Below are 21,652 nucleotides of genomic sequence, written 5' to 3' on the forward strand. Positions count from 1 at the left end.
GGCGCACCGACGGACGAGCGGTCAGCCGGAGGTGGCGACCACGACGGCCAGGACGTGCTTGCAGGGGCCGCGGCCGGCGGCGTGGCTGTCGGCCCAGGGGCAGGTGCAGGTGAGCCCGTCGCCCGACGGGCCGCTGACGGCGTGCTCGGTGCCGCTGCCCCGGACCAGCCACCGCCCGGCGCCGTGGGGGCGCACGCCCCCGGACTCCGCGAGGGCCAGCGCGTGCCGCAGCCGCGGGTTGCGCCGGAGCACCTGCTCGGCGTCGATCGGGAGCTCGCGGTGGAACCAGGCTCCCTCGGCCAGGTCGTGGCCCAGCCTGCCGGAGGCCGCGAGCCAGGCCAGCCCGTCGGTGACGTCGTCGCCACTCCGTCCGGTCGTCGCGGCAAGACGTTGCGGATCGACGACGGGGTCCCAGCCCAGGTCGGCGAGGAGCGCGCGGCCGTGGGTCTCGCTGCTGCGGTCGACCAGGCGGAGCAGCAGCCCGCCCTCGCCGGAGAACCCGCGGTAGGGGTGCGCCGTCAGCGCCAGCGTGAGCCGCGCGCCGGGCAGCTCGAACACCCAGGCCGTCGCGCCGTGCGCGTCGGCGTGGAGGGTCAGCGACGTGGCGAACCGCAGGACCCGGTCCATGCCGCGCAGGCGCGTGACGCCGGGGACCTCGATGCTTCCGGGCAGTGCCCAAGGGAGCAGGCGGAGCCCGCTCGGCGAGGGCACGGCCCACACCGTCGGACCCGGTGAGCCCGCGCGGGGGAGGTCGCGCGCGAAGCGGCCGATCGCTCCACCCGTCAGCTCGGCGCGGGCCGTCATGGCCGCGCTGACGTACGGCACCTCGGCCAGGCCGCGGACCCATCGGTCGGGCAGCTCGACCTTCCGCTCGACGTGGTGGTCGTCGGGGGTGCTGGTCCGCACCTCGTCGGGGCCGACCGTGAGGTGGAGGAGGGTGGTGCTGCCCATTCGCGCGAGCGCCGTCCGGAGCGGTTGGTTGATGTCCACGTTGGTCGTGCCGAAGCCGACGTCGCCCTCGCCGACGCCGTCGGGCAGCACGTCCAGCCGGGCATGGACGGAGTTGCAGCCGGAGAAGGACTCGAAGCGCAGCCGGTCGCCGCTCGCGGTGACGACCGGGTCCAGGTTCGCGAGCCGCTTGGCCTGCCCGAAGTCGGCGTACGTCGTGGCAGCCACGTCGGCGACCGCCAGCAGCCCGGCGGCCAGGACCTCGGGACGCGCGGGGAAGCCGGAGAAGAAGACGGGGCGCTCGACGAGCCCCGTAGGTGTGAGCGCGCTCGCGGTCTCCAGGCCGAGCCGTCGTCCTTGCGGCCCGTCGACGAGCGCCGAGGCCGCGCCGTAGCCGCTCACGCGTCCGCCAGCCACGAGGGGACGGCCTCGGCCGGGACATGGCGTGCGTAGCGACGCATCACGGCCTGCAGCGTGTCGACCCCCTCCGGGCGCTCCGGGCGTGCCAGTCCCACCTCGACCACGGCGACGGCGACCGGCCACAGGCCGCGCAGCACGCCGCGGAGGAACGCGTGCTCCCAGCCCACTCCGTCGCCGATGACGGTCGAGCCCGCGTCCCACTCCGAGGTGGCGGTCGCAGCGGCCACCGCCGGGTCGAGCCGTCCCTGACGCTGGAGCCGGACCAGTGCGTCGAAGTCGACCGCCGCGTAGTCGGGCGGCACCGTGGCGAGGGTCTCAAGGACGGTGCGCCACCCGGGGCTCTCGAGGTAGCCGCCGACCTCCGCGAGGCTCTCGTGCGAGGACGTCACGAGCAGGCCCCCCCTGAGCCAGACATCGGGGCGGCCTGGCAGGCGCCAGATGTCGTCGTGCCGGTAGAAGGGCAGGTCCGGCAGGCCGCGGCGCGACAGTGCGGCCAGCGAGTCCCACGCCCACGGCGCCTCGGTGTGGAACGTCGGGTAGCCGTGCTCGTTCAGTCCCGGCCAGCAGCGCAGGCCGCCGCCCGCCACCCATGCCCGCACCAGCTCCACCGCATCCATGTCGCGGTCGGCGGATGCGACCGTGAGCGCAGGGTCGGTGCGGACGGACCCTGTCACCCGCCCCGCGTCCTGTGCGCGGGCGGGGCGCAGGCGGGCCAGTGCGAGCCGGAGGTCGACCGGACCGACCATCCGGGCGCGCGACAGCCGGTCGAGGAGCACGTCGAGGCCGAGCGTCCCGTCGACCCGATCGGGGGTGCTGAGCACGGCGCCGCCCCGTTGGGCACACAGCAGGACCTCGCAGGCGTGCAGGAACTCGAGCGCCCGGTCGTCGTCGCTCCACCATGCCGGCATCACTGGCGGGTCCAGCTGGATCCCGTCGGCGGTCCGCCATCGGTGATAGGCGTCGCGCTGGACCCGCCACTCGTGTGGCTTGCCCGTCACTGTCTCGGTGGCCTCGACCACGCGCCAGTAGGTCGCGACGTCCAGCAGCCCCGACGCCCACAGCGCCACAGCCTCCGCCACGGGCCAGGACTGGTGGGTCGGGCCGGCGGCGACGCGTCCCCGCACCTCGTCGACACCGTGCTCGGCCAGCAGGCTGACGATCTCCTCGAGCACGAGGCAGCGCCGGACCCGCCCGCGCGCGCTCGGCTGGTGCGAGTGACGTGCCGAGCCCGCCACGAGTCGGCCGCCCACCGAGTCGAGCTCCCGCTTCGCTGGGAAGGCAAGTCCCTGCGGCGGTCGCTCGGTGGTCTCGTCCCACAGCGCCAGGTCCACCTCGTCCAGCTCGATCCCGTCGGTCGGCGCGTCGACGAGGCGTGCGAGACGTGCGGCCTCCAGCGCGGCCTTGCTGCTCCCGTTCGCGAGAGCAACCACCTGCGAGGGGAGCCGCACCGGTCGTGGCGGCTCCGAGGCGTAGGTGGACAGCATCGCCAGTAGACGGTCGAGACCCGGCCGGGGTCGACCGGTGGCAGCGATGCCGGCGCACTGGAGCGCGGCGGGCCACACCAGCTGCATCGCACCCCCGAGGAACATCGCCTCGAAGAGGGCCGCGCTGCGCACCGGGCTCAGGCGCCCCTCCGCAGCGAGCTCGTGGCCGATGCCGACGAGGTCCGCGGTGGTGAGCTCCCCCCGCGCCAGTGCGTCCAGCACCATCTCGGTCGCCTGGGCCTGGTCCCAGCTCTTGTCCTTGGCGCGCATGTGCTGCTTGACGATGTCGCGGAGGGGGAGACCCCAGTGGACAGGCTGGCTCTCCTCCAGGCGCGGCGGTGTCAGGCCCCAGAGGCCCAGCGAGGCCGGTGCGGTGACCTCCGGCTCCGCGGCCGGCGCGACGCCGAGCGCGGCTCGGGCCTTGTCGTAGCGCGCCTGGTCGGCCACGTGGTCATCTCCCGCGGCGAGGGCTTCGATCGCCTCGTGGAGGGCTTCGCGCGACACTGTCCGGCCCAGCGCACGAGGTGACAGGGCCGCGAGGAGCGTACGCCGCAGCACCTTCTCCGAACGCGGGCTGATGACCTGGGCCAGCTCAACGGCCTCGGCGTCCGAGGTGACGAGATCGATCGCGAGCTGCAGCACGGGTGCTGCCGCCGAGCCGTGGCAGCTCGACAGCACGCTGAGGAGGTAGCCGAGCCCTCCCGGCACCTCGTCCGCGCGCAGCTCCAGCGCGGTGAGCGCCCCGACCAGTGCCTTCTGGGAGGACGGCCTCTGCCCCGAGGTGAGCTGTTCGAGCGCGACCGCCAGGGTGCGTTCCCGGTCGATCAGGCCCTGCTCCACGAGGGGCGGCAGGACCGTGCCGAAGCCGGTCCAACCGCCGACCTCGCCCGAGGCGAGCTGGTGGTAGACGACGTCCGGCAGGAGCGGGTCGGCGAGCAGCGGCTCGAGGGTCGGCGTGCGGGGGCCCGCCCACGTCGGCGGCGCCGCGTGGCTCTCGACCTGGTTGATCCATGCCCGGTGGAAGTTCCTCCCGGTCGGCACCGGGAGGTCGTGGGCCTCGACCACTGCCCGCAGCAGCACGGACGCCAGGCCCGCCCCGCTGGCGGACGTGCTGACCGCGTCGGCGGTGGTCGCGAACGATCGGGCCCAGGCGGCGTCGCGGTCGACGAAGAAAGGGGCCAGCCCGGCGACGTGCTCCGTGGTCAGGAACGTGATCTCGGCCGACACCGCCTTCGCCGACGCGGCGGGTGCGCCCAGGCGCCCCCACGTCGCCAGCCGAGCCAGGCGCATCGCCTGCACCCGCGCGTAGTGGTCCTGGTCCCGCGGATTCCCCAGCTCGCCGGGGTGGGGGTAGTCGTCGACGTCGTGCGTGCCGGTGACCCACTTCCGGGCGGCTCTGAGGTCGTCCCCGGCCAAGCGGTCGAGGTAGGCGCGCAGTGGCGCGAGCTCGCCCGCGATGACCAGCTCGCGGAGACGCGCGCCGACGTCGTGCGATTCCCCCGTCACGCCGCGAAGCCTAGGCGGCCTCGCCGACGGCGGGGCAGGAATCAGACGAGCAGCTCGTCCGCCGCTGCCGCGCTGGAGTCGCGGAGGAAGGTCGAGCAGCGCTCCCACTCCTCGGTCTCGCCGATCGCTCGGGCGCTGAGCGCGAGCAGGGCCAGGGCACGCAGGAAGCCGCGGTTGGGCTCGTGCTCCCACGGCACCGGGCCGTGGCCCTTCCAGCCGTTGCGTCGCAGCATGTCGAGGGAGCGGTGGTAGCCGACCCGCGCGTAGGCGTAGACCGTGACGTCGTCGGCCCCGGCCTCCTGGGCCTGCAGGGCCAGGGCGGCCCACGCGGCGGGCGAGGCCGGGTGGCGGCGTACGACGGCGGCGGGCGCCTCGCCCCCGGCCAGCTCGGCGTCGGCGGGGTCCACGGGGAGGTGGGTGGGCGGGGGGCCGGCCATCAGGTCGCCGCCCAGGAAGGGGCCAGTGCTCATGGCGACAGCCTGCCACGGGGGCCTCGTAGGGTGGCTCCCCGGACACCCCCACGGCACCAGGAGCGACGTTGACCGGTCCCCGCACGCTGACCGTCGCCGCTGCCCAGGTGCGCAGCGGCACCGACCCCGCCGCCAACCTCGGGCAGGCGAGGGCCGCCGTACGCCGGGCGGCGGACGCGGGCGCCCGGCTGGTGGTGCTGCCCGAGGCCACGATGGCCAGCTTCGCCCGCAACCCGGCCCGGGCCGCGGAGCCGCTGGACGGGCCGTTCGCCGGCGGGATCCGCGAGGCCGCCGCCGCGGCCGGGGTGACGGTGGTGGTCGGGCTCTTCGAGCCGGCGAGCGACGGCCGGGTGCACAACACCCTGCTCGTCACGGGCCCCGCCGGCGACGCGACGTACCGCAAGGTGCACCTCTTCGACGCCTTGGACTCCCGCGAGTCCGAGACGGTCGCGCCGGGGGAGGGCTACGTCGTCGTGGACGTCGACGGCGGCGACGCCGGAACGGTCCGCGTGGGGCTCGCCACCTGCTACGACGTGCGCTTCGCCGACCAGTTCACCGCGCTCGGCGCCCGGGGGGCCGAGCTCGTCGTGCTGCCCGCGTCGTGGGGCGACGGGCCCGGCAAGGCCGACCAGTGGGACGTCCTCGTGCGGGCCCGGGCCCTCGACGCCCAGGCCTGGCTGCTCGCCGCCGGGCAGGCGTGGCAGGAGCCGGTGAAGGGCGCCCCCCTCGGGATCGGCCGCAGCGCGCTCGTCGACCCGCTCGGAGCCGTGCACGGCCGGCTCGGGGCCGAGCCGGACGTGCTCGTCAGCGAGGTCGACCTCGACGCGGTCGCCGACGTGCGCGCCCGGATCCCCGTGCTGCCGGGGTCAGGCCCCGAGGAGTGAGCGCACCTTGTCGTGCCCCAGGGCGACGATCAGCGTCGGCAGGCGCGGCCCGCGGTCGGCCGCGACGAGCAGGTTGTAGAGCAGCCGGAAGAAATCCTTCTGGTCGGCCTTGACCTGCTCGGTCGGCGCGTCCTCGAAGCCCAGCCCGCGCGCCACCTTGGGCACCCCGTAGACGACGGCGGTGACCTCGTCGAGCTCGAGCTCGTCGGGCAGCCGGTCCAGGAGGATCCGCAGCCACAGCTCCTCGTCCTCGTCGAGCGACGCGAGCCGGTCGGTGTCCGGCGTCTCGCGCACGATGGTGCGCTCGGACTCCGGCAGCGACGCGGTCCAGGCCATCGCCCGGCCCAGGCGCGGCTCGAGGTCGGCGACGCTGTCGTGCGGGAAGCCCACGTGCTCGACGACCCGGCTGATCAGGTCGGCGGACCCGGCGGTGACGTCGGCGACGGAGGAGAGGGTGCGGAACGGCACCGCGACCGCCGGGACGGGCAGCGGTCCGCGTGCCTGCGTCGAGGACGCCCGCTCGAAGGCCAGCACCTGGGCGTCGCGCTTGGCCGGGTCGGCGGCCTTGCGGCCCAGGGCGTCCCACTCGTCGTACAGGCGCACGACCTCGGGACCGAAGTCGATGGTGAAGGCCTGCTTGGGTGCGCGGCGGGTGTAGAGCCAGCGCACCATCGGCGCCTCGAGGATCCGCAGGGCGTCGGCGGGGGTGGGGACGCCGCCGCTGGACGAGGACATCTTCTGCATGCCGGCGATGCCGACGAACGCGTAGGTCACCCGCGCGGGGGCCTGCCACCCGAAGACCGAGGAGACCAGCTCCTGGCCGACCGTGTACGACGACCCGGGCGTCATGTGGTCGAGGCCGGCCGGCTCGAAGTCAACCTTCTCCCAGGCCCAGCGCATCGGCCAGTCGACCTTCCAGACCAGCTTGCCCTCGTCCTGCGTGGCGACGTTGGTGACGCCGGAGTGGCCGCACTCGCGGCAGGTGTAGGCCAGGTCGGTGGTCTCGTCGTCGTACGCCGTCACGTCGGTGGTGTCGCGACCGCACGTGGCGCACCACGGCTTGTAGGGGAAACGGGCGTACTGCCCCGCACCCGCGCCCTCCTCCTCGTTGGCGACCGACTCGGCCAGCTCGGCGGCCTCCTCCTCGGTCTCAGCGACCGGTGCGGCCTTGGTGCGGTAGCGCCCGAGGACCTCCTCGATCCGGTCGCGGTGCCGGATGGCGTGCAGGATCTGCTCGCGGTAGGTGCCGGCCCGGTACATCTCGGTCTGGCTGATCTCGTCCATCTCGACGCCGAGCTCGGCGAGGGCCGCGACCAGCGGCTCCTTGAAGTGCTCGGCCCAGGACTCGTGGCAGCCCCACGGGTCCGGGACGGCGGAGAGCGGCCGGCCGATGTGCTCGGCCCACTCCGGCGGGACGCCGGCCGGGACCTTGCGGAAGCGGTCGTAGTCGTCCCAGCTGTGCAGGTGGCGGGTCTCGACGCCGCGGCGACGCAGCTCCTCGGCGACGAGGTGCGGGGTGAGGAACTCGCGCAGGTTGCCCAGGTGGATGGGCCCGGACGGGCTGGCGCCGGAGGCGACCGTGACCTTGTTGCCCTCGCCCGCGTGCCGGATCGCGTCGTCGGCGGCGCGGGTCACCCAGTCGATGGGCTCTCCCTGCTGTCCGCCCTGCCGTCCACCACGTGCCATGGGCGCAGATTATCGGCCTGCCGCCGGACCGGGCCGACGAGGGGTGAGGAAATGACACGGGCGGTGGGCGGGAAATGACACGTGCGGTTTGGGTGGGGAAATGACACGGGCGCCGAAGTCGTCCCCTGCGGCGACTTCGACGCCCACGCTCCCGAGGGAGCAGTCCGGGCCGCACCCCCGCGCGGCACCGGTAGAAGTATCGCCGTGGCAGGTGCCTGCCACGTGGCTCGCGACGGCCTCTGGCACTAACCTGCCAGAGTGGCGAACTCCGACTCCTCCTCCGCCCTGGCCGCGCTGGGCCTCGACCGTGCGTCCGAGCAGCTGTACTTCCGGGTCGCCCCGGCCTCCGGGCACACCCTCCAGGGCATGGCGCGACTCATCCACGAGACCCCCCAGGGACTGCTCCACGACCTGGCGCCCCTGATGGAGATGGGTCTCGTCGAGCTCAGGGACGACCGCGTCGTGGTGCCACCGATGGCGCTGGCCGTGGCGGCGCTCGTGCGTCGTGAGGCCCAACGCGCCGCGACGTCCGGGGAGCGGCTGGCCGCGCTGGCCGGAGTCGTGCCCCACCTGGTCGCGGCCACCACGCGCCCCGACGAGAGCGACCTCGCCGATGTACGCCCGCTCGACGGCGAGCTGAGCTCGGGCGGGGACCCCCTCGAGCTGATCGGCCAGATGCTGCGCACGAGCCGCGGCGACATGCTCTGGCTGCGCCCCGACGCCTGGGCGATGCCGCGCGAGTCCGCAGTGAGCCAGCTGCTGGCCGAGGCGATGGCCACCGGTCGGCGGTCGCGGGCCATCTATCCCATCCGCGCGCTGTCCGAGGCGCCGGACTCCCTGCTGGTCCGGGCGCGGTTCGGCGAGCAGGTCCGGGTGATCTCCGAGGTCCCGACCCGGATGTTCATCCTCGGCGACGCGCACGCCGTCCTGCCCGAGCCCCTGGGCTTCGCCGACGAGCCCCGGGTGCACGTGCGCCAGCGGTCGGTGGTGGCCGCGCTGACGCTGTGGTTCGAGTCGCTGTGGTCGCGGGCCGCGCCCGTGCCCGAGCTGGAGGGTCGCAGCGCGCGCCCCGACGTACGCAGGTTCCTGCTGGAGCAGCTCGTCGCCGGCGCCACCGACGAGGTCATCGCCCGCAAGCTGGGGCTCAGCCTGCGCACCGTCCGGCGCCGCATCGCGACCCTGATGAGCGACCTGGGGGTGGACACCCGCTTCCAGGCGGGCGTGGAGGCCAGCCGTCGCGGCTGGATCTGACCCGGAGCCGGGCTAGCGGGGCAGGACCATCCGGTACGCCGCCCGCTCGATGCGCCACGTGCGGCTGCGCTCGGGGCCGTAGATCTCGCCGTCGGCGGAGACCCAGAACTCCTCGCCCGTGACCGACACCGTCGAGCCGCGCAGGCTGATGACGTCGTCGCGCTCCTGGTGCTCGCCCTTGCGGAGCTTGGCGACGTACCCGAGCTTGGCGCCCGGGCTGACGGCCCGGCTGATCATCACGTCGAGGCGCCCGTCCTCGGGGTCGGCGTCGGGGGTGACCTCGGTGCCGCCGCCGACGTTGGCGCCGTTGCCGATCGCCACCATCAGCACCGGCTGGTCGACGTCGTTGACGACCACGCCGTCGACCTCGACCCGCAGCCGGCGGTGCGGCGGGTGGAAGGCCGCCAGGAGGGCGCCGATGGGGTAGCCCGCCTTGCCGATGTTGACCTTGCCGACACCGATGGAGCCGAGGCGCTGCTTCCACTTGTGGCCCTTGCGGCTGGCCTGGGCGCCGGTGCCGACGTGCACGTTGTTGACCACGACGGAGCCGGTCTCGTCGACGATGAGGTCGACCGGGCGGGGCTCGCCGTCCAGCACGAGCCGCGCGGCCTCCTCGATGGGCAGCGGGATGCCGGTGCCGCGGGCGAAGTCGTTGCCGGTGCCGAGGGGGAGCAGGGCCAGGGTGCGGTCGGCGAGCTCGTGGCGCTTGTGCAGCGCCGCGACCACCGCGTGGAGGCTGCCGTCACCGCCGGCCACGACGATCCGCCGCGAGCCGGCCCGGTGCAGGACGCCGTCGAGCTCACCGGGGTTGGAGGTGGCTGCCACCTCGACCGACGTCGCCTCCCGCAGGATCGTCAGGGCGAGGTCCAGCGTCTCCTGGTCGGAGGTGCCGGCCTCGGCGTTGGTGATCACGAGCATCGGGTCCACGGCTGGACAGTAGTCGACCACCCCGCCCGGGCGACGGGCGCGATCCCGCCAGGTCCCCGAACTGCGGTAACGTGGCGCCGCAAGAGCTCCGGTGCACGTGTGCCGGGGCTGTTTCTTTTGGCCCAGAGCCGGATATCTGAGGAGGGCTGCGATGCCCGCGATCGTCGTACTCGGTGCCCAGTGGGGTGACGAGGGCAAGGGCAAGGCCACCGACCTGCTCGCCACCAGCGAGACCATCGACTACGTGGTCCGCACGAGTGGCGGCCACAACGCCGGCCACACCATCGTCATCAACGGTGAGAAGTACGCCACCCACCTGCTCCCCAGCGGCATCCTGACCCCGGGCGCGACGAGCGTGATCGCCAACGGCGTCGTCGTCTCGCCCGAGGCGCTGTTCCGTGAGCTCGACGGCCTGCTCGAGCGCGGCGTCGAGATGGGCGGCCTGGTCGTCAGCGCCAACGCGCACGTGATCGCGTCGTACCACTCGACGATCGACAAGGTCACCGAGCGGTTCCTCGGCAAGAACCAGATCGGCACCACCGGTCGCGGGATCGGCCCGGCGTACGCCGACAAGATCAACCGCGTCGGCGTCCGCGTCGCCGACCTCTTCGACGAGGGCATCCTCCAGCAGAAGGTCGAGGCCGCGCTCGACGTCCGCAACCACCTGCTGACCAAGGTCTACAACCGCCGGGCCGTCGACGCCGACGCCGTCGTCGAGGAGCTGCTGTCGTACGCCGAGCGGCTGCGCCCGATGGTCGCGGACACCTCGCTGCTGCTCAACCAGGCGCTCGACCGCGGCGAGACCGTCCTCTTCGAGGGCGCCCAGGCCACCATGCTCGACGTGGACCACGGCACCTACCCGTTCGTGACGTCCTCCAACGCCATTGCCGGCGGCGTGTGCACGGGCGCGGGCATCGGTCCGACCCGCATCGACCGGGTCATCGGCGTCATCAAGGCCTACTCCACCCGCGTGGGCTCCGGCCCGTTCCCCACCGAGCTCTTCGACGACGACGGGCTCCAGCTCCAGACGCTCGGCGGCGAGATCGGCGTCTCGACCGGCCGGACCCGTCGCTGCGGCTGGTACGACGCCGTGGTTGCGCGCTACGCCGCCCGGGTCAACGGGCTCACCGAGTTCTTCCTCACCAAGCTCGACATCCTTGGCGCCTGGGACGAGATCCCGGTCTGCGTCGGCTACGAGATCGACGGCACCCGCGTCGACGAGATGCCGATGACCCAGACCGAGTTCCACCACGCCAAGCCCGTCTACGAGGTCTTCGAGGGCTGGAACTCCGACATCTCCGGCTGCCGCACGTTCGGCGACCTCCCGGCCCAGGCGCAGACCTACGTGCGCGCGCTCGAGGACATCTCCGGCGCCCGCATCTGGGGCGTCGGCGTGGGCCCGGGGCGCGAGCAGACGCTCACCGTCCACGACTGACCCGCCGCCGGCCTCCATGTAACGCTCTGTTACGCGAGGTTCACACCCCACCGATGGGGTGCAGAGCCCGCGTAACGGGGCGTTACAGCCGGCGGGGCCGCGTCACGACGTACGGCGCGAGGTCGGCCGTGTCGGTACCGAACCGGGCCACCGTGTCGGCCTGCTCCCGAGCGAGCCTCCGCAGTGCCACCACCCGGCCCGCCCCGCAGTCGTGGGCCGTGATGCGGGACATTCCGAGCTTGAACCCGGTGATGAAGTCCTGGCGCTTCTTCTCCTTCCACAGCGCCGCCGGGTCCGGGACGTCGCCATCGAGGTACTTCAGGTGGCCGTCCACCTCGAACACGTGCCGACCGACCCTCAGGTCGCACCACACCGTGCGGCTCCCGTCGGTGAGGCCGAACTGTGTCTCCGGTCGACCGATGCCGAGGTCGGTGACCAGCATCCGCCCCAGTGACTCCAGCCAGCTCTCGGAGCCCGCGTCCGCGAGCTCGACAGCCGCACGGACCGCCCGGCTGCCAGGCCAGCAGTGCATGAAGTCAGCGATCGCGGCGAGCTCCGCCCGGCTCACCCCGCGCCGCAGCGCCTGGTCACAGGCAGCGACTCCGGCGTCCCGGCCGTGCTCACGTGCGAGGTCGATGGCGGTCCTGGCCGCGCCGAGTGCCGGGACCCCGCCGACGGTCGTCGCGTGCTCGGGCAGGTACGGCGCTCCGTGGTGCTTGATGCCGGCCCTGATGCGGGTCCCGTGCACCCGGGATCGGGTCCGGTGGACCAGGCTCGCGCGGGCGTCGGGGACCCCCATGCGCAGCAGGAGTGCGGAGGAGTCGTGGCTGAAGACGCCGTCGGTGCCGATGACCAGGGCGGCCGCGTGGATCCGGGCCACGGGGCGGGCGCGGTGGGCATCGAGGGCCTGCCACCAGTCGTGGTCGGCGTACACGCCCTTCCGCACCCGGACCCACGCGCGCTCGCGCACCAGCCGGGCGACGTCGGCCGGGGACAGGCCGGTGGCCAGCGCCTGCCGGTGGGTCAGCAGCCCGTGCTGGTCGAGGGCGGGTCGGTAGCTCTGGAGGTCCATCCCTGGATGGTGCGAGCGGACCCGGCAACCGTGGCCCGACCGGCCATGGAGTTGTGGAGGGAGCGGTCAGAGGCGGGCCTGTGGACTGCTGCCGGCCCGCCCACCCGCGAGCCAGCCCGGGCCGACCCGCCCTGGGCCGGGCAGCCTTCATGTAACGCGCCGTTACTTGAGCTCCACACCCCACCGGTGGGGTGTGGAGCCCGCCTGACGGAGCGTTACATGGGCGCAGCGCCGACGCCGATAGGATCGTCGCCCGTGAAGTCCCTCGTCCTCGGCACCGGCGGTCGCGAGCACGCGCTGGCCCGCTCCCTGGCCCGCGAGCCCGACGCCGAGGTGCACGCCGCGCCCGGCAACCCGGGCATCGCCGCGGTCGCCACCCTCCACGACGTCGACCCGCTGGACGGTGAGGCGGTCGCCGCGCTGGCCACCCGCCTGGGCGTCGACCTGGTGATCGTCGGCCCCGAGGCGCCGCTGGTGGCTGGTGTCGCCGACCCGGTACGGGCGGCGGGCATCTCCGTCTACGGACCCTCCCGCGCGGCCGCGCAGGTCGAGGGGTCGAAGGCGTTCAGCAAGGACGTGATGGCCGCGGCCGGCGTGCCGACGGCACGGTCCCTCGTGTGCACCACACCCGACGAGGCCGAGGCCGCGCTCGACGCGCTGGGTGCGCCGTACGTCGTGAAGGACGACGCCCTCGCTGCGGGCAAGGGTGTCGTGGTGACCACCGACCGTGCCGAGGCACTGGCCCACGCGGCCGCCTGCGACCGGGTGGTGGTGGAGGAGTTCCTCGACGGCCCCGAGGTCTCGATCTTCGCCGTCTGCGACGGCACCACGGCGCGGGCGCTGCAGCCTGCGCAGGACTTCAAGCGCATCTTCGACGGCGGGCGCGGCCCCAACACCGGCGGCATGGGCGCCTACTCGCCACTGCCGTGGGCGCCGGCCGACCTCGCCGAGCAGGTGCTCGCCACCGTCGTGCAGCCCACCCTCGACGAGATGGCGCGCCGCGGCGCCCCCTTCGTCGGCACCCTGTACGTCGGTCTCGCGCTCACCGCCGACGGCCCGCGGGTGATCGAGTTCAACTGCCGCTTCGGTGACCCGGACACCCAGCCGGTCCTCGCGCTGATGACCTCCCCGCTCGGCGACCTCCTCAAGGCGGCCGCCGACGGCGACCTCGGCGCCGTACCCGCCCCGACGTTCGCCGACGGCGCCTCGGTGACCGTCGTGATGGCCAGCGCGGGCTACCCGCAGTCGTCCTCGAAGGGCGACGTCATCATCGGCACCGAGACGCTCGCCGTGGAGACGGACGTGGACGTGATCCATGCCGGCACCGCCCGCAACGAGGCAGGAGAGCTGGTCACGGCCGGCGGTCGGGTGCTCGCCGTCACCGCCACCGGTGCCGACGTCGCCGACGCCCGGGCCAAGGCCTACGAGGGCATCAACACCATCTCGTTCCCCGGTGCCCAGTGGCGCCGGGACATCGCTGCCGAACCGCTGGGTGTCGTCGAGGGCGCCTCGCTCACACAGGAGTCCTGATGACCGTCCCGAACGTCTCCGTCCCCAACGTGCTGGCCACCCGCTACGCCGGGGCCGACCTCGCCGCGATCTGGAGCCCCGAGCACAAGATCGTGCTGGAGCGGCAGCTGTGGATCGCCGTCCTCACCGCCCAGCGCGACCTCGGGGTCGACGTCCCCGACGGCGTCATCGAGGCCTACGAGAAGGTCGTCGACCAGGTCGACCTCGCCTCCATCGCCGCCCGCGAGCGGGTCACCCGCCACGACGTGAAGGCACGCATCGAGGAGTTCGCGGCGCTGGCCGGCCACGAGCACATCCACAAGGGCATGACGAGCCGCGACCTCACCGAGAACGTCGAGCAGCTCCAGGTCAAGCAGTCCCTCGCGCTGCTCCGCGACCGCGCCGTCGCCACCCTGACCCGCCTCGCCCGCCTCGCGGCGGAGCACGAGGCCACCGTGATGGCCGGCCGCTCGCACAACGTGGCCGCGCAGGCGACCACCCTGGGCAAGCGCTTCGCCACCGTCGCCGACGAGCTGCTGATCTCGGTCCAGCGCGTCGAGGAGCTCCTCGCGCGCTACCCGCTGCGCGGCATCAAGGGCCCGATGGGCACCTCGCAGGACATGCTCGACCTGCTCGGCGGCGACGCGGCCCGCCTCGACGAGCTCGAGACCCGGGTCGCCGCCCACCTCGGCTTCGACCACGTGCTCACCAGCGTCGGCCAGGTCTACCCCCGCTCGCTCGACTTCGACGTGCTCTCGGCGCTGGTGCAGCTCACCGCCGCGCCCTCCAACCTCGCCACCACGATCCGGCTGATGGCGGGCATCGAGCTGGTGACCGAGGGCTTCAAGGAGGGCCAGGTCGGCTCGTCGGCGATGCCGCACAAGATGAACACCCGCTCCTGCGAGCGGGTCAACGGTCTCGCCGTCATCACGCGCGGCTACCTGTCGATGGTGGGCGAGCTCGCCGGCGACCAGTGGAACGAGGGCGACGTCTCCTGCTCCGTCGTACGCCGCGTGGCGCTGCCCGACGCGTTCTTCGCCGTCGACGGGCTCTTCCAGACGTTCCTCACCGTGCTCGACGAGTTCGGCGCGTTCCCGGCGGTCATCCAGCGCGAGCTCGACCGCTACCTGCCGTTCCTGGCCACCACCAAGGTGCTGATGGCCGCGGTCCGCAAGGGCGTCGGCCGCGAGACCGGCCACGAGGCGATCAAGGAGGCCGCCGTGGGGGTGGCCCTCGACATGCGCCGCGGCCAGGTCGACAACGACGTCTTCGACCGGCTCGCCGCCGACCCGCGCCTCGACCTGTCCCGCGAGGAGATCGACGCGCTCGTGGCCGAGCCGATCGAGTTCACCGGCGCCGCGGTCGCGCAGACCCGCGCCGTGGTCGCCCGGGTCGAGGCGTTGGCCGCCGCGCACCCCGAGGCGGCGGCGTACACGCCCGGCGCGATCCTCTGACCCTGAGCCGGACCGTGTGCGGTCGCAGTCAACTGTCGACGACGACCGCCCACACTCCGGCGCTCATCTGGCGGCGTGCTGCCACGCCTCCCGCAGCCACCCGCGCACCTCGTCGTCGACCTCGCTGACGTCGACCAGCTCGAGGTGGTGCATCCAGACCTGCGGGGAGGGGTGCACCACCTCCTTGACGCGCGGGGACGCGACCTCGCGCGGGAGGGCGATCGACAGCACGGCGGGGACGTCGGAGCGGACGTACTGCCCGGGCCGCCAGACGTACGCGAAGCCGCGACCGTGCCGGAAGGCGACCTGGCTGCGCGTGACCCGGGACTCCACGTCACCGAGCTCGTCGACGATCGCGGCGACCCGGTCGTGGATCGCGAGCGCCACCGGGAAGCCGTCGAACAGGCTGGCCGCCGACCTGCCCTCGTGGGTCACCTCGACAGTCTCGCGCCATGATGGACCGGTGACCACCGCAGTCGACCTCCACGTCACCGGCCGCGTCCAGGGCGTGGCCTTCCGTGCCGCCACCCAGCAGGAGGCCGAGCGGCTCGGTGTGACCGGCTGGGTGCGCAACGAGCCGGACGGGTCGGTGGCCGCCCACCTCGAGGGCGACGCCGACGCGGTCGACGCGCTGGTCGCCTGGTGCCGCCGCGGCCCGACCGGCTCGAGGGTCCGCAGCGTCGCGGTCCGCGAGGCCGCCGTGGCGGACGACCGGGACTTCCGGATCCGCTACTGAGGTCGCCCCGCGCCCGCCCTACGCACCAAGGAGAGGGCGCTCAGTCGCCCAGGCGCCAGGACCGTACGGCGGCCGCGAGCGCGATCGCGAGCACGGCCAGCGCCGCGACGAGCGCCCAGCGGGCCGCGAGCTCGACCGAGGTGAAGGACTGCGAGGCCTGGTAGACCGTCATCAGCAGCGCGGCGCCGAGCGCCGACCCGATCCGCTGGCCGGTCTGCAGTGCCCCGCCGGCGGCCCCGCCCATCTGCGGCGGCACCTCGGCCAGGGTGAGGGTGAAGTTGGGGGAGATGACCCCGCCGCCACCGACGCCGGCGAGGAACATCGCCGGGGCCAGCGTCCACCACAGCGTGTCCGCGGGCGAGGTGACCAGCCACGCCGCGAGCGCCGTACCGCTCATCATCACCGACAGGGCGATCAGGGTGACCCGACGTCCCAGCCGGCCGACCAGCCGTCCGGCGAGCGGTGACGTGGTGGCCGCACCGACGGCGAAGGGCGTCATCAGCAGCGCCGCCTGGAGCGGGGAGAAGCCGACGCCCTCCTGCAGGTGCACCGACAGCACCAGGAAGATCCCGGTGAAGCCGGTGAAGTACAGCGTGCCGACGAGCAGTCCGTTGGCGTAGCCGGGGAGGCTGCGGAGCAGGGAGACGTCGAGCAGGGGCGGGTGGCCGCGAGCGACGGTGCGCTGCTCCCAGCGCAGGAACGCCCACGCCAGCGGCGGGAAGGCGAGCACGATCAGCAGCGGCCACCGGGCGCCGCCCTCGACGCTGATGAGCGGGTAGAGCACCGAGACCACCGCGAGGCCGAGGAGCAGGGCACCGGGGATGTCGATGCGGGTGTCCTTGGCCGCGTCGCGCCCGCCGGGGTTGTCCGGGACGAGCCGCAGGATGAGCACCAGCGCGACCAGGCCGATGGGGACGTTGACCAGGAAGAGCGCGCGCCAGCCGTTCTCCTCGCCGAGCGCGCCGATGAGCAGGCCGCCGATGAGCGGCCCGGCGGCCGAGGCGACCGCGACGGTGAACCCGAACATCCCGAAGGCGCGACCGCGCTCGTCGCCGCGGAACAGCTGCTGGATCAGTCCGGAGTTCTGCGGGGTCAGCAGCCCGGCGCTCGCGCCCTGGACCAGCCGGGCCACGACGATGGCCGCGGCGTTGGGCGCGAGCCCCACCGCCGCGCTGGAGACGACGAAGCCGATCAGCCCGATGGTCATCATCCGGCGACGCCCGTGCGCGTCCCCGAGCCGACCGCCGGCGACCAGCGTCATGCCGAAGGCCAGCGCGTAGCCGGACACCACCCACTGGATCGCGCCGGTCGACGCCTCGAGGCCCGCGCGGATCGAGGGCACCGCGACGTTGACGATGGTGACGTCGAGCAGCGACATGAAGCCGACCAGCAGGGAGACCGCCAGGATGCGCCACCGCCGGGGGTCGGGGACGTACTCCTGCGGCTCGGCCTCGACGGCCGCGTCCTCCTCGCGCTGGGTCACGCTCGCCACCTTCTCACCCGCCGTGAACTGGACCGTCCGAAGCCGTCCGAAGCGGTCCCGGTCGCGGCAAGGCAAGTCGAGTGATCTTGTCGACTATCGTGGGGGCATGACCACCACCACCTCGGTCCCGCCCACGTACGACGACGTGGAGGTCGTGGTGCCCGCCCCCGGCGACGGTCCGGGTAACTGGGCCGGTGCCGCGAGCGCCGTCCTGGTCGACGGCGTGACCTGGCTGACCTGGCGGGTACGACGCCCGCTCACCGACGGTCGTGGCGTCTCAGTGGTCGTGGCCCGCTCCGCCGACGGAACGAGCTTCGAGCCGGTCGTCGAGGTGTCGCGCGAGGCGTTCGGGGCCGAGTCCTTCGAGCGCCCGGTGCTGGTGCCGCTGCGCGAGGGCGGTTGGCGGCTCTACCTGTCCTGCGCGACCCCGGGCTCGAAGCACTGGTGGGTCGACAGCCTGACCGCCGACACCGTCGAGGGCCTCCCGACCGGGGTCCGGCGGCGGGTCCACGAGGGCGACCGCGACACCGGCGTCAAGGACCCGGTGGTGACCGTCGGTGACGACGGCTACGAGATGTGGCTGTGCTGCCACCCGCTCGACGACCCCGGCCAGGAGGACCGGATGACGACCCGGCGCCTCACCAGCCGCGACGGCCTGGACTGGGAGGACCGGGGCGAGGTGCTCGCCGGACGCCCGGGGGAGTGGGACGCACGCGGCGCCCGGGTGAGCGCGGTGCTCCCCGACGGGACGGTGCTCTACGACGGGCGCCCGGACGCCGAGTCCAACTGGTTCGAGACCACCGGGGTGGCGCACTGGGACGGGGGTGCGCTGACCCGCACCGGCCAGCCGCCGATCGCCTCGCCGTACTCCGACGGGGCCTTCCGCTACGCGACCGCCGTGCCGCTCCCCGACGGCCGCACCCGCTACTACGTCGAGGCTGCGCGCCCCGACGGGGCGCACGACCTGGTCACCTGCGTGCGCTGATGGATGTCACGGTGGCCCGCTCGCTGTAGGAGCCGCGGCTGTCGCCCGAGAGCCAGTCGCTGAAGTCCTGACCGGTCAGCGAGGCCAGCAGCTCGATGTCGGCGGCGAACGCCTCCTGCAGCCGACTCCGCTGGGCGGTGTGGAGGCGCGGTCGGTGCGCCTCCCGTCGGTCGCTCAGCAGCGAGATCATCGGCGGGTGCAGGCGCCGCCACACCTGCGGGGGAGCGAACTGCCCGAGCCGTGCGCCGCCGCGCACGACCGGCCCGACCACCCGTGGACGCCACCCGGGCGCCACGAAGCTGCGCGCGTTGTCGCGGGGGATCTCCTCGACCATCCCCTCGCGGATGCCCAGGAACCGGCTGACCCGGTCGACCGCGGAGCGGGGGTCGTCGACGAGGTCGCGGTAGCGCAGCACCAGCACCCGCTCCGGGGCGACGTAGGAGTAGAGGTGGTCGAGCTGCTCGCCGTAGCGGCCGAGGTCGCGGTAGCGCCAGAACGGCGCCCACCCCGCGCGCACCCGCTCGTCCTGGGCGGCGAAGGCGGTCTCGAAGTCGGCCTCGGGCTCGAGGCCGTCGGACCACAGGTGCATCCAGTTGCTGTAGGCGCGGTCGATGGGGTCGCGGACCACGGCGACCAGGCGCACGTCGGGCAGCCGCTCGGCGATGCGCCGGTGCGCGCCGCGGCTCCACAGGTAGAAGGGCGTGCTCTCACCGCGGACCTGGTCGTCGCGGGCCGGCGCGAAGAGCGGGAAGTAGCGGTCGTCGCGCCAGATCCACTCCTGCTGCGAGTGCTTGTCGCCGGGACCGCGCCAGGCCGGCGGGGGCGCCCCGTCGCAGAGCCAGTACTTGGGCTCCTTGGGCGACGACACGAACACGTCCGGGTGCTGGGCCAGCGCGGCGTGCAGCGCGGTGGTGCCCGCCTTGGGCGCGCCGATGACCAGGAAGTCGGGCCGAGGGGTGCGGGTCATGGTCACTCCCGGGAGATAAATGGTGTTGTAAATACACTAAATCAGTAGTTAATGGATCGCCACTGTGTCGCAGATCCCGTCGCCGCCGGTTCGGTACGACGCGTCGCGGGCCCCGACAATGGCTGCCATGTCCGCTCCCGTCACCGTCTCGGTCACCCGGCACATCGACCCGTCCCAGGAGACGGAGATGCGCGCCTGGGTGCAGGCCGGCACGTCGCTGGCCGAGAACTTCGACGGCTTCCTCGGCTCCGGCTGGGTGCGGCCCTCCCAGGACTCGCCCGAGTGGCACATGCTCTACCGCTTCGCCGACGCCGACTCCCTCGCCCGGTGGGAGGCAAGCCCGCAGCGCGCGTGGTGGCTGGAGGCGGCGCAGGGACGGATCGAGTCGACCCGCACCGAGCGTCGTACGGGCATCGAGGGCTGGTTCGACGAGCCCGCCGCGGTCGAGTCGCTGTCGCCGGCACCGGTGGCCCCGCCGCGGTGGAAGCAGGCGTGCACGATCTTCCTGGTGTTCTTCCCGCTCAGCCTGGCCGCCAACTGGGTGCTCGGGCACACCCCGGTCATCGAGTGGCCGCTGCCGCTGCGCGTGCTGCTCACCGTGCTGGTGATGACGCCGCTGATGACCTACGTGCTGCTGCCGTGGATCACCCGCAAGATGTCGTGGTGGCTGCACCGCTAGGGTCGCCTCGTGGCCGACCACAACATTCCCGACGCCCCGGCGCTCGACGGCGCCACCCACCTGCACTCGGGCAAGGTGCGTGACCTCTACCGCATCGAGTCCGGTGAGCACGTCGGTCGCCTGCTCATGGTGGCCAGCGACCGCATCTCGGCCTTCGACTTCGTCCTCGACACGACCATCCCCGACAAGGGCGAGATCCTGACCCGGATGTCGCTGTGGTGGTTCGACCAGCTCAAGGGCCTCGTCGCCCACCACGTGGTGTCCACCGACGTCCCCGACGCCGTCCGCGGGCGGGCCGTGATCTGCGAGGCCCTCGACATGTACCCCGTCGAGTGCGTGGCCCGCGGCTACCTCACCGGCACCGGTCTCCTCGACTACCGCCACACCGGCCACGTGTGCGGGATCAAGCTGCCCGCCGGCCTCCAGGACGGCTCCCGGCTCCCGGAGCCGATCTTCACGCCGGCCACCAAGGCCGCGGTCGGCGACCACGACGAGAACGTCGACTACGAGGCGGTCGTCGAGGCGGTCGGGGACGACGAGGCCGCGGAGCTGCGGATGCTCACCATGGAGGTCTACGGCCGGGCGCACGCGCTGGCCCGCACCCGCGGCATCATCCTGGCCGACACCAAGGTCGAGTTCGGTGCGCGTCCCGACCCTTCGACAGACTCAGGACGACGTGGCACCACGGTGCTGGCCGACGAGGTGCTCACCCCCGACTCCTCGCGCTTCTGGCCCGCCGACCAGTGGCAGCCCGGCCGCGCCCAGCCGTCGTACGACAAGCAGATCGTCCGCGACTGGCTCACCTCGCCGGAGTCCGGCTGGGACCGCACGTCCGGCGACGCCCCGCCGCCGCTGCCGCCCGAGGTCGTCGAGCGCACCCGCGCGCGCTACGTCGAGGCCTACGAGCGGCTGACGGGGGAGACGTTCTGACTGCCTTCACGGCGTCCGTCGACCTCCCCGTGCCCGTGGAGGTCGCCTACGCCTACCTGTCCGACCCGCGCAACCGGCCGCAGTGGCAGTCCTCGCTGCGGTCGGTCACCGTGCCGGTCGACGAGGAGCCGCACCTCGGGCAGCGCTGGCAGGAGACGACCTCGGTCGGCGTGCGTCCGCAGATGGAGATCATCGAGATGGACCCGCCGCTCGTGTGGGCCGAGCGCGGCTCGTGGCGCGGCGTGTCCGCGACGCTGACCCTCGGCTTCGCCCGTACGCCGCGTGGTTGCCGCGTCGAGATCAGGGGCGACGTCGGTGGTCGCGGCGTCTACGTCGTGCCCGCTGCCGTCGCCGGACGGCTGGCCGGGCTGGCTGTCGCCGCCGACGTCCGCAAGGCCGGGCGGATCCTGGCCGAGCGGGACTCCTGACCTGCCCGGCCCAGTCCGGTAGCCCGGCCCGACGGCCCACGGGTCAGCGCGACCGGTTGCGCAGGTTGATCAGCGTCACCAGCAGCCAGGCGCACACCACCCCGGCGCCGGCGTGGGCCAGCATCGAGCGCAGCCACAGGCCGCCGATCGCCCCGTCGGTGTCGGCGAGCTCGTCGCTGCCCCCGCGCCGACCGCCGTACACCACGGCCGGCTGCCCGTCGCCGCGCCCCGACGCCAGCACCCAGGCCAGGACCAGCAGCCCCACCCCGACCAGCAGGACGCCCCAGCGCCAGGCCGGCGAGCTCGCCAGCGCCCCGAAGAAACCGACCAGGGCGAAGACGACGAGCACGCACGCGCCGACGAGGACGATCGCGGTGCTGGCCAGGAAGTCCATGGCG

At 73.5% G+C, this 21,652-nt stretch carries 20 protein-coding genes; 10 read left to right on the forward strand and 10 right to left on the reverse strand.

The genetic code is table 11. The features are described from left to right. Window positions 1–21: 21 nt before the first annotated feature. The 3 genes from ASG94_RS12455 to ASG94_RS12465 are packed head-to-tail and all read right to left on the reverse strand — an operon-like array spanning window position 22 to window position 4,828. Window positions 22–1,365 (reverse strand): SWIM zinc finger family protein, encoded by a 1,344-nt coding sequence (locus tag ASG94_RS12455; RefSeq protein WP_082624158.1) that lies wholly within the window; start codon window positions 1,363–1,365, stop codon window positions 22–24. Continuing rightward, window positions 1,347–4,358, reverse strand: coding sequence for a hypothetical protein (locus ASG94_RS12460; RefSeq protein WP_056926774.1), 3,012 nt, complete (start codon window positions 4,356–4,358; stop codon window positions 1,347–1,349). Before ASG94_RS12460 ends, ASG94_RS12455 begins: the two co-directional genes overlap by 19 nt. 41 nt (window positions 4,359–4,399) lie before the next feature. After that, window positions 4,400–4,828 carry a DUF3151 domain-containing protein gene (locus ASG94_RS12465; RefSeq protein WP_056926775.1) on the reverse strand — a complete coding sequence of 143 codons (429 nt, stop codon included), beginning with the start codon at window positions 4,826–4,828 and terminating at the stop codon, window positions 4,400–4,402. A 68-nt stretch (window positions 4,829–4,896) separates the two neighbouring features. Between ASG94_RS12465 and ASG94_RS12470 the strand changes: the two genes are divergently transcribed. Further along, window positions 4,897–5,712, forward strand: coding sequence for a nitrilase-related carbon-nitrogen hydrolase (locus ASG94_RS12470; RefSeq protein ID WP_235537257.1), 816 nt, complete (start codon window positions 4,897–4,899; stop codon window positions 5,710–5,712). Here ASG94_RS12470 and lysS read toward each other — a convergent pair. Further along, window positions 5,695–7,398: a lysine--tRNA ligase gene (lysS, locus tag ASG94_RS12475; protein ID WP_056926776.1), complete on the reverse strand. Its 1,704-nt coding sequence runs from the start codon at window positions 7,396–7,398 to the stop codon at window positions 5,695–5,697. The two genes, ASG94_RS12470 and lysS, sit on opposite strands and share 18 nt — an antisense overlap. A 258-nt stretch (window positions 7,399–7,656) precedes the next feature. Between lysS and ASG94_RS12480 the strand changes: the two genes are divergently transcribed. Continuing rightward, entirely contained in the window at window positions 7,657–8,649 is a 993-nt protein-coding gene (locus ASG94_RS12480; protein WP_056926777.1) for a helix-turn-helix transcriptional regulator, read from the forward strand. Between the two features lie 12 nt (window positions 8,650–8,661). Here ASG94_RS12480 and ASG94_RS12485 read toward each other — a convergent pair whose 3' ends face one another. After that, on the reverse strand, window positions 8,662–9,567 hold the full coding sequence (locus tag ASG94_RS12485; RefSeq protein WP_235537286.1) for a diacylglycerol/lipid kinase family protein: 906 nt from the start codon (window positions 9,565–9,567) through the stop codon (window positions 8,662–8,664). A gap of 160 nt (window positions 9,568–9,727) precedes the next feature. Here ASG94_RS12485 and ASG94_RS12490 point away from each other — a divergent pair, with 160 nt between their 5' ends. Further along, window positions 9,728–11,011, forward strand: coding sequence for an adenylosuccinate synthase (locus tag ASG94_RS12490; RefSeq protein ID WP_056926778.1), 1,284 nt, complete (start codon window positions 9,728–9,730; stop codon window positions 11,009–11,011). Window positions 11,012–11,093: 82 nt separating this feature from the next. Here the strand turns inward: ASG94_RS12490 and ASG94_RS12495 are convergent, their stop codons facing one another. Further along, the gene (locus ASG94_RS12495; protein ID WP_056926779.1) at window positions 11,094–12,083 is read right to left on the reverse strand and encodes a type IV toxin-antitoxin system AbiEi family antitoxin domain-containing protein; all 990 of its coding nucleotides are present in this window, start codon (window positions 12,081–12,083) and stop codon (window positions 11,094–11,096) included. A gap of 255 nt (window positions 12,084–12,338) precedes the next feature. Here ASG94_RS12495 and purD point away from each other — a divergent pair, with 255 nt between their 5' ends. Together purD and purB are read left to right on the forward strand one after the other, a co-directional pair. Further along, a complete protein-coding gene (gene purD / locus ASG94_RS12500; RefSeq protein ID WP_056926780.1) occupies window positions 12,339–13,613 on the forward strand; it encodes a phosphoribosylamine--glycine ligase in 1,275 nt (424 codons plus the stop codon). Continuing rightward, window positions 13,613–15,046 carry an adenylosuccinate lyase gene (purB, locus tag ASG94_RS12505; RefSeq protein ID WP_056926781.1) on the forward strand — a complete coding sequence of 478 codons (1,434 nt, stop codon included), beginning with the start codon at window positions 13,613–13,615 and terminating at the stop codon, window positions 15,044–15,046. The genes purD and purB overlap by 1 nt, the downstream gene beginning before the upstream one ends. Before the next feature lie 63 nt (window positions 15,047–15,109). Here the strand turns inward: purB and ASG94_RS12510 are convergent, their stop codons facing one another. Continuing rightward, entirely contained in the window at window positions 15,110–15,481 is a 372-nt protein-coding gene (locus ASG94_RS12510; RefSeq protein WP_200958139.1) for a DUF5655 domain-containing protein, read from the reverse strand. A 28-nt stretch (window positions 15,482–15,509) separates the two neighbouring features. Here ASG94_RS12510 and ASG94_RS12515 point away from each other — a divergent pair, with 28 nt between their 5' ends. Beyond that, on the forward strand, window positions 15,510–15,782 hold the full coding sequence (locus tag ASG94_RS12515) for an acylphosphatase (RefSeq protein ID WP_056926782.1): 273 nt from the start codon (window positions 15,510–15,512) through the stop codon (window positions 15,780–15,782). Between the two features lie 40 nt (window positions 15,783–15,822). On the opposite strand, the gene ASG94_RS12520 is transcribed toward ASG94_RS12515, so the two are convergent. After that, window positions 15,823–17,265, reverse strand: coding sequence for an MFS transporter (locus ASG94_RS12520; RefSeq protein WP_235537258.1), 1,443 nt, complete (start codon window positions 17,263–17,265; stop codon window positions 15,823–15,825). Window positions 17,266–17,371: 106 nt separating this feature from the next. Here ASG94_RS12520 and ASG94_RS12525 point away from each other — a divergent pair, with 106 nt between their 5' ends. Next, window positions 17,372–18,250, forward strand: coding sequence for a hypothetical protein (locus tag ASG94_RS12525; protein WP_056926783.1), 879 nt, complete (start codon window positions 17,372–17,374; stop codon window positions 18,248–18,250). Here ASG94_RS12525 and ASG94_RS12530 read toward each other — a convergent pair. Beyond that, window positions 18,234–19,217, reverse strand: a complete 984-nt coding sequence (locus ASG94_RS12530) for a sulfotransferase family protein (protein ID WP_056926784.1) — start codon at window positions 19,215–19,217, stop codon at window positions 18,234–18,236. The two genes, ASG94_RS12525 and ASG94_RS12530, sit on opposite strands and share 17 nt — an antisense overlap. A 127-nt stretch (window positions 19,218–19,344) precedes the next feature. Between ASG94_RS12530 and ASG94_RS12535 the strand changes: the two genes are divergently transcribed. Genes ASG94_RS12535 through ASG94_RS21995 form a run of 3 tightly spaced genes read left to right on the forward strand, consistent with a single transcriptional unit; the run spans window position 19,345 to window position 21,254 of the window. Further along, window positions 19,345–19,896 carry an antibiotic biosynthesis monooxygenase gene (locus ASG94_RS12535; RefSeq protein WP_056926785.1) on the forward strand — a complete coding sequence of 184 codons (552 nt, stop codon included), beginning with the start codon at window positions 19,345–19,347 and terminating at the stop codon, window positions 19,894–19,896. Between the two features lie 9 nt (window positions 19,897–19,905). Beyond that, window positions 19,906–20,826, forward strand: coding sequence for a phosphoribosylaminoimidazolesuccinocarboxamide synthase (locus ASG94_RS12540; protein WP_056926786.1), 921 nt, complete (start codon window positions 19,906–19,908; stop codon window positions 20,824–20,826). Continuing rightward, window positions 20,823–21,254, forward strand: coding sequence for an SRPBCC family protein (locus tag ASG94_RS21995; RefSeq protein ID WP_268788616.1), 432 nt, complete (start codon window positions 20,823–20,825; stop codon window positions 21,252–21,254). Before ASG94_RS12540 ends, ASG94_RS21995 begins: the two co-directional genes overlap by 4 nt. A gap of 43 nt (window positions 21,255–21,297) precedes the next feature. Here ASG94_RS21995 and ASG94_RS12550 read toward each other — a convergent pair whose 3' ends face one another. Next, window positions 21,298–21,648: a hypothetical protein gene (locus tag ASG94_RS12550; protein ID WP_056926788.1), complete on the reverse strand. Its 351-nt coding sequence runs from the start codon at window positions 21,646–21,648 to the stop codon at window positions 21,298–21,300. Window positions 21,649–21,652 lie beyond the last annotated feature (4 nt).

Origin of the sequence: Nocardioides sp. Soil805 (genome assembly GCF_001429625.1) — a bacterium.
GTDB lineage: Bacteria > Actinomycetota > Actinomycetes > Propionibacteriales > Nocardioidaceae > Nocardioides.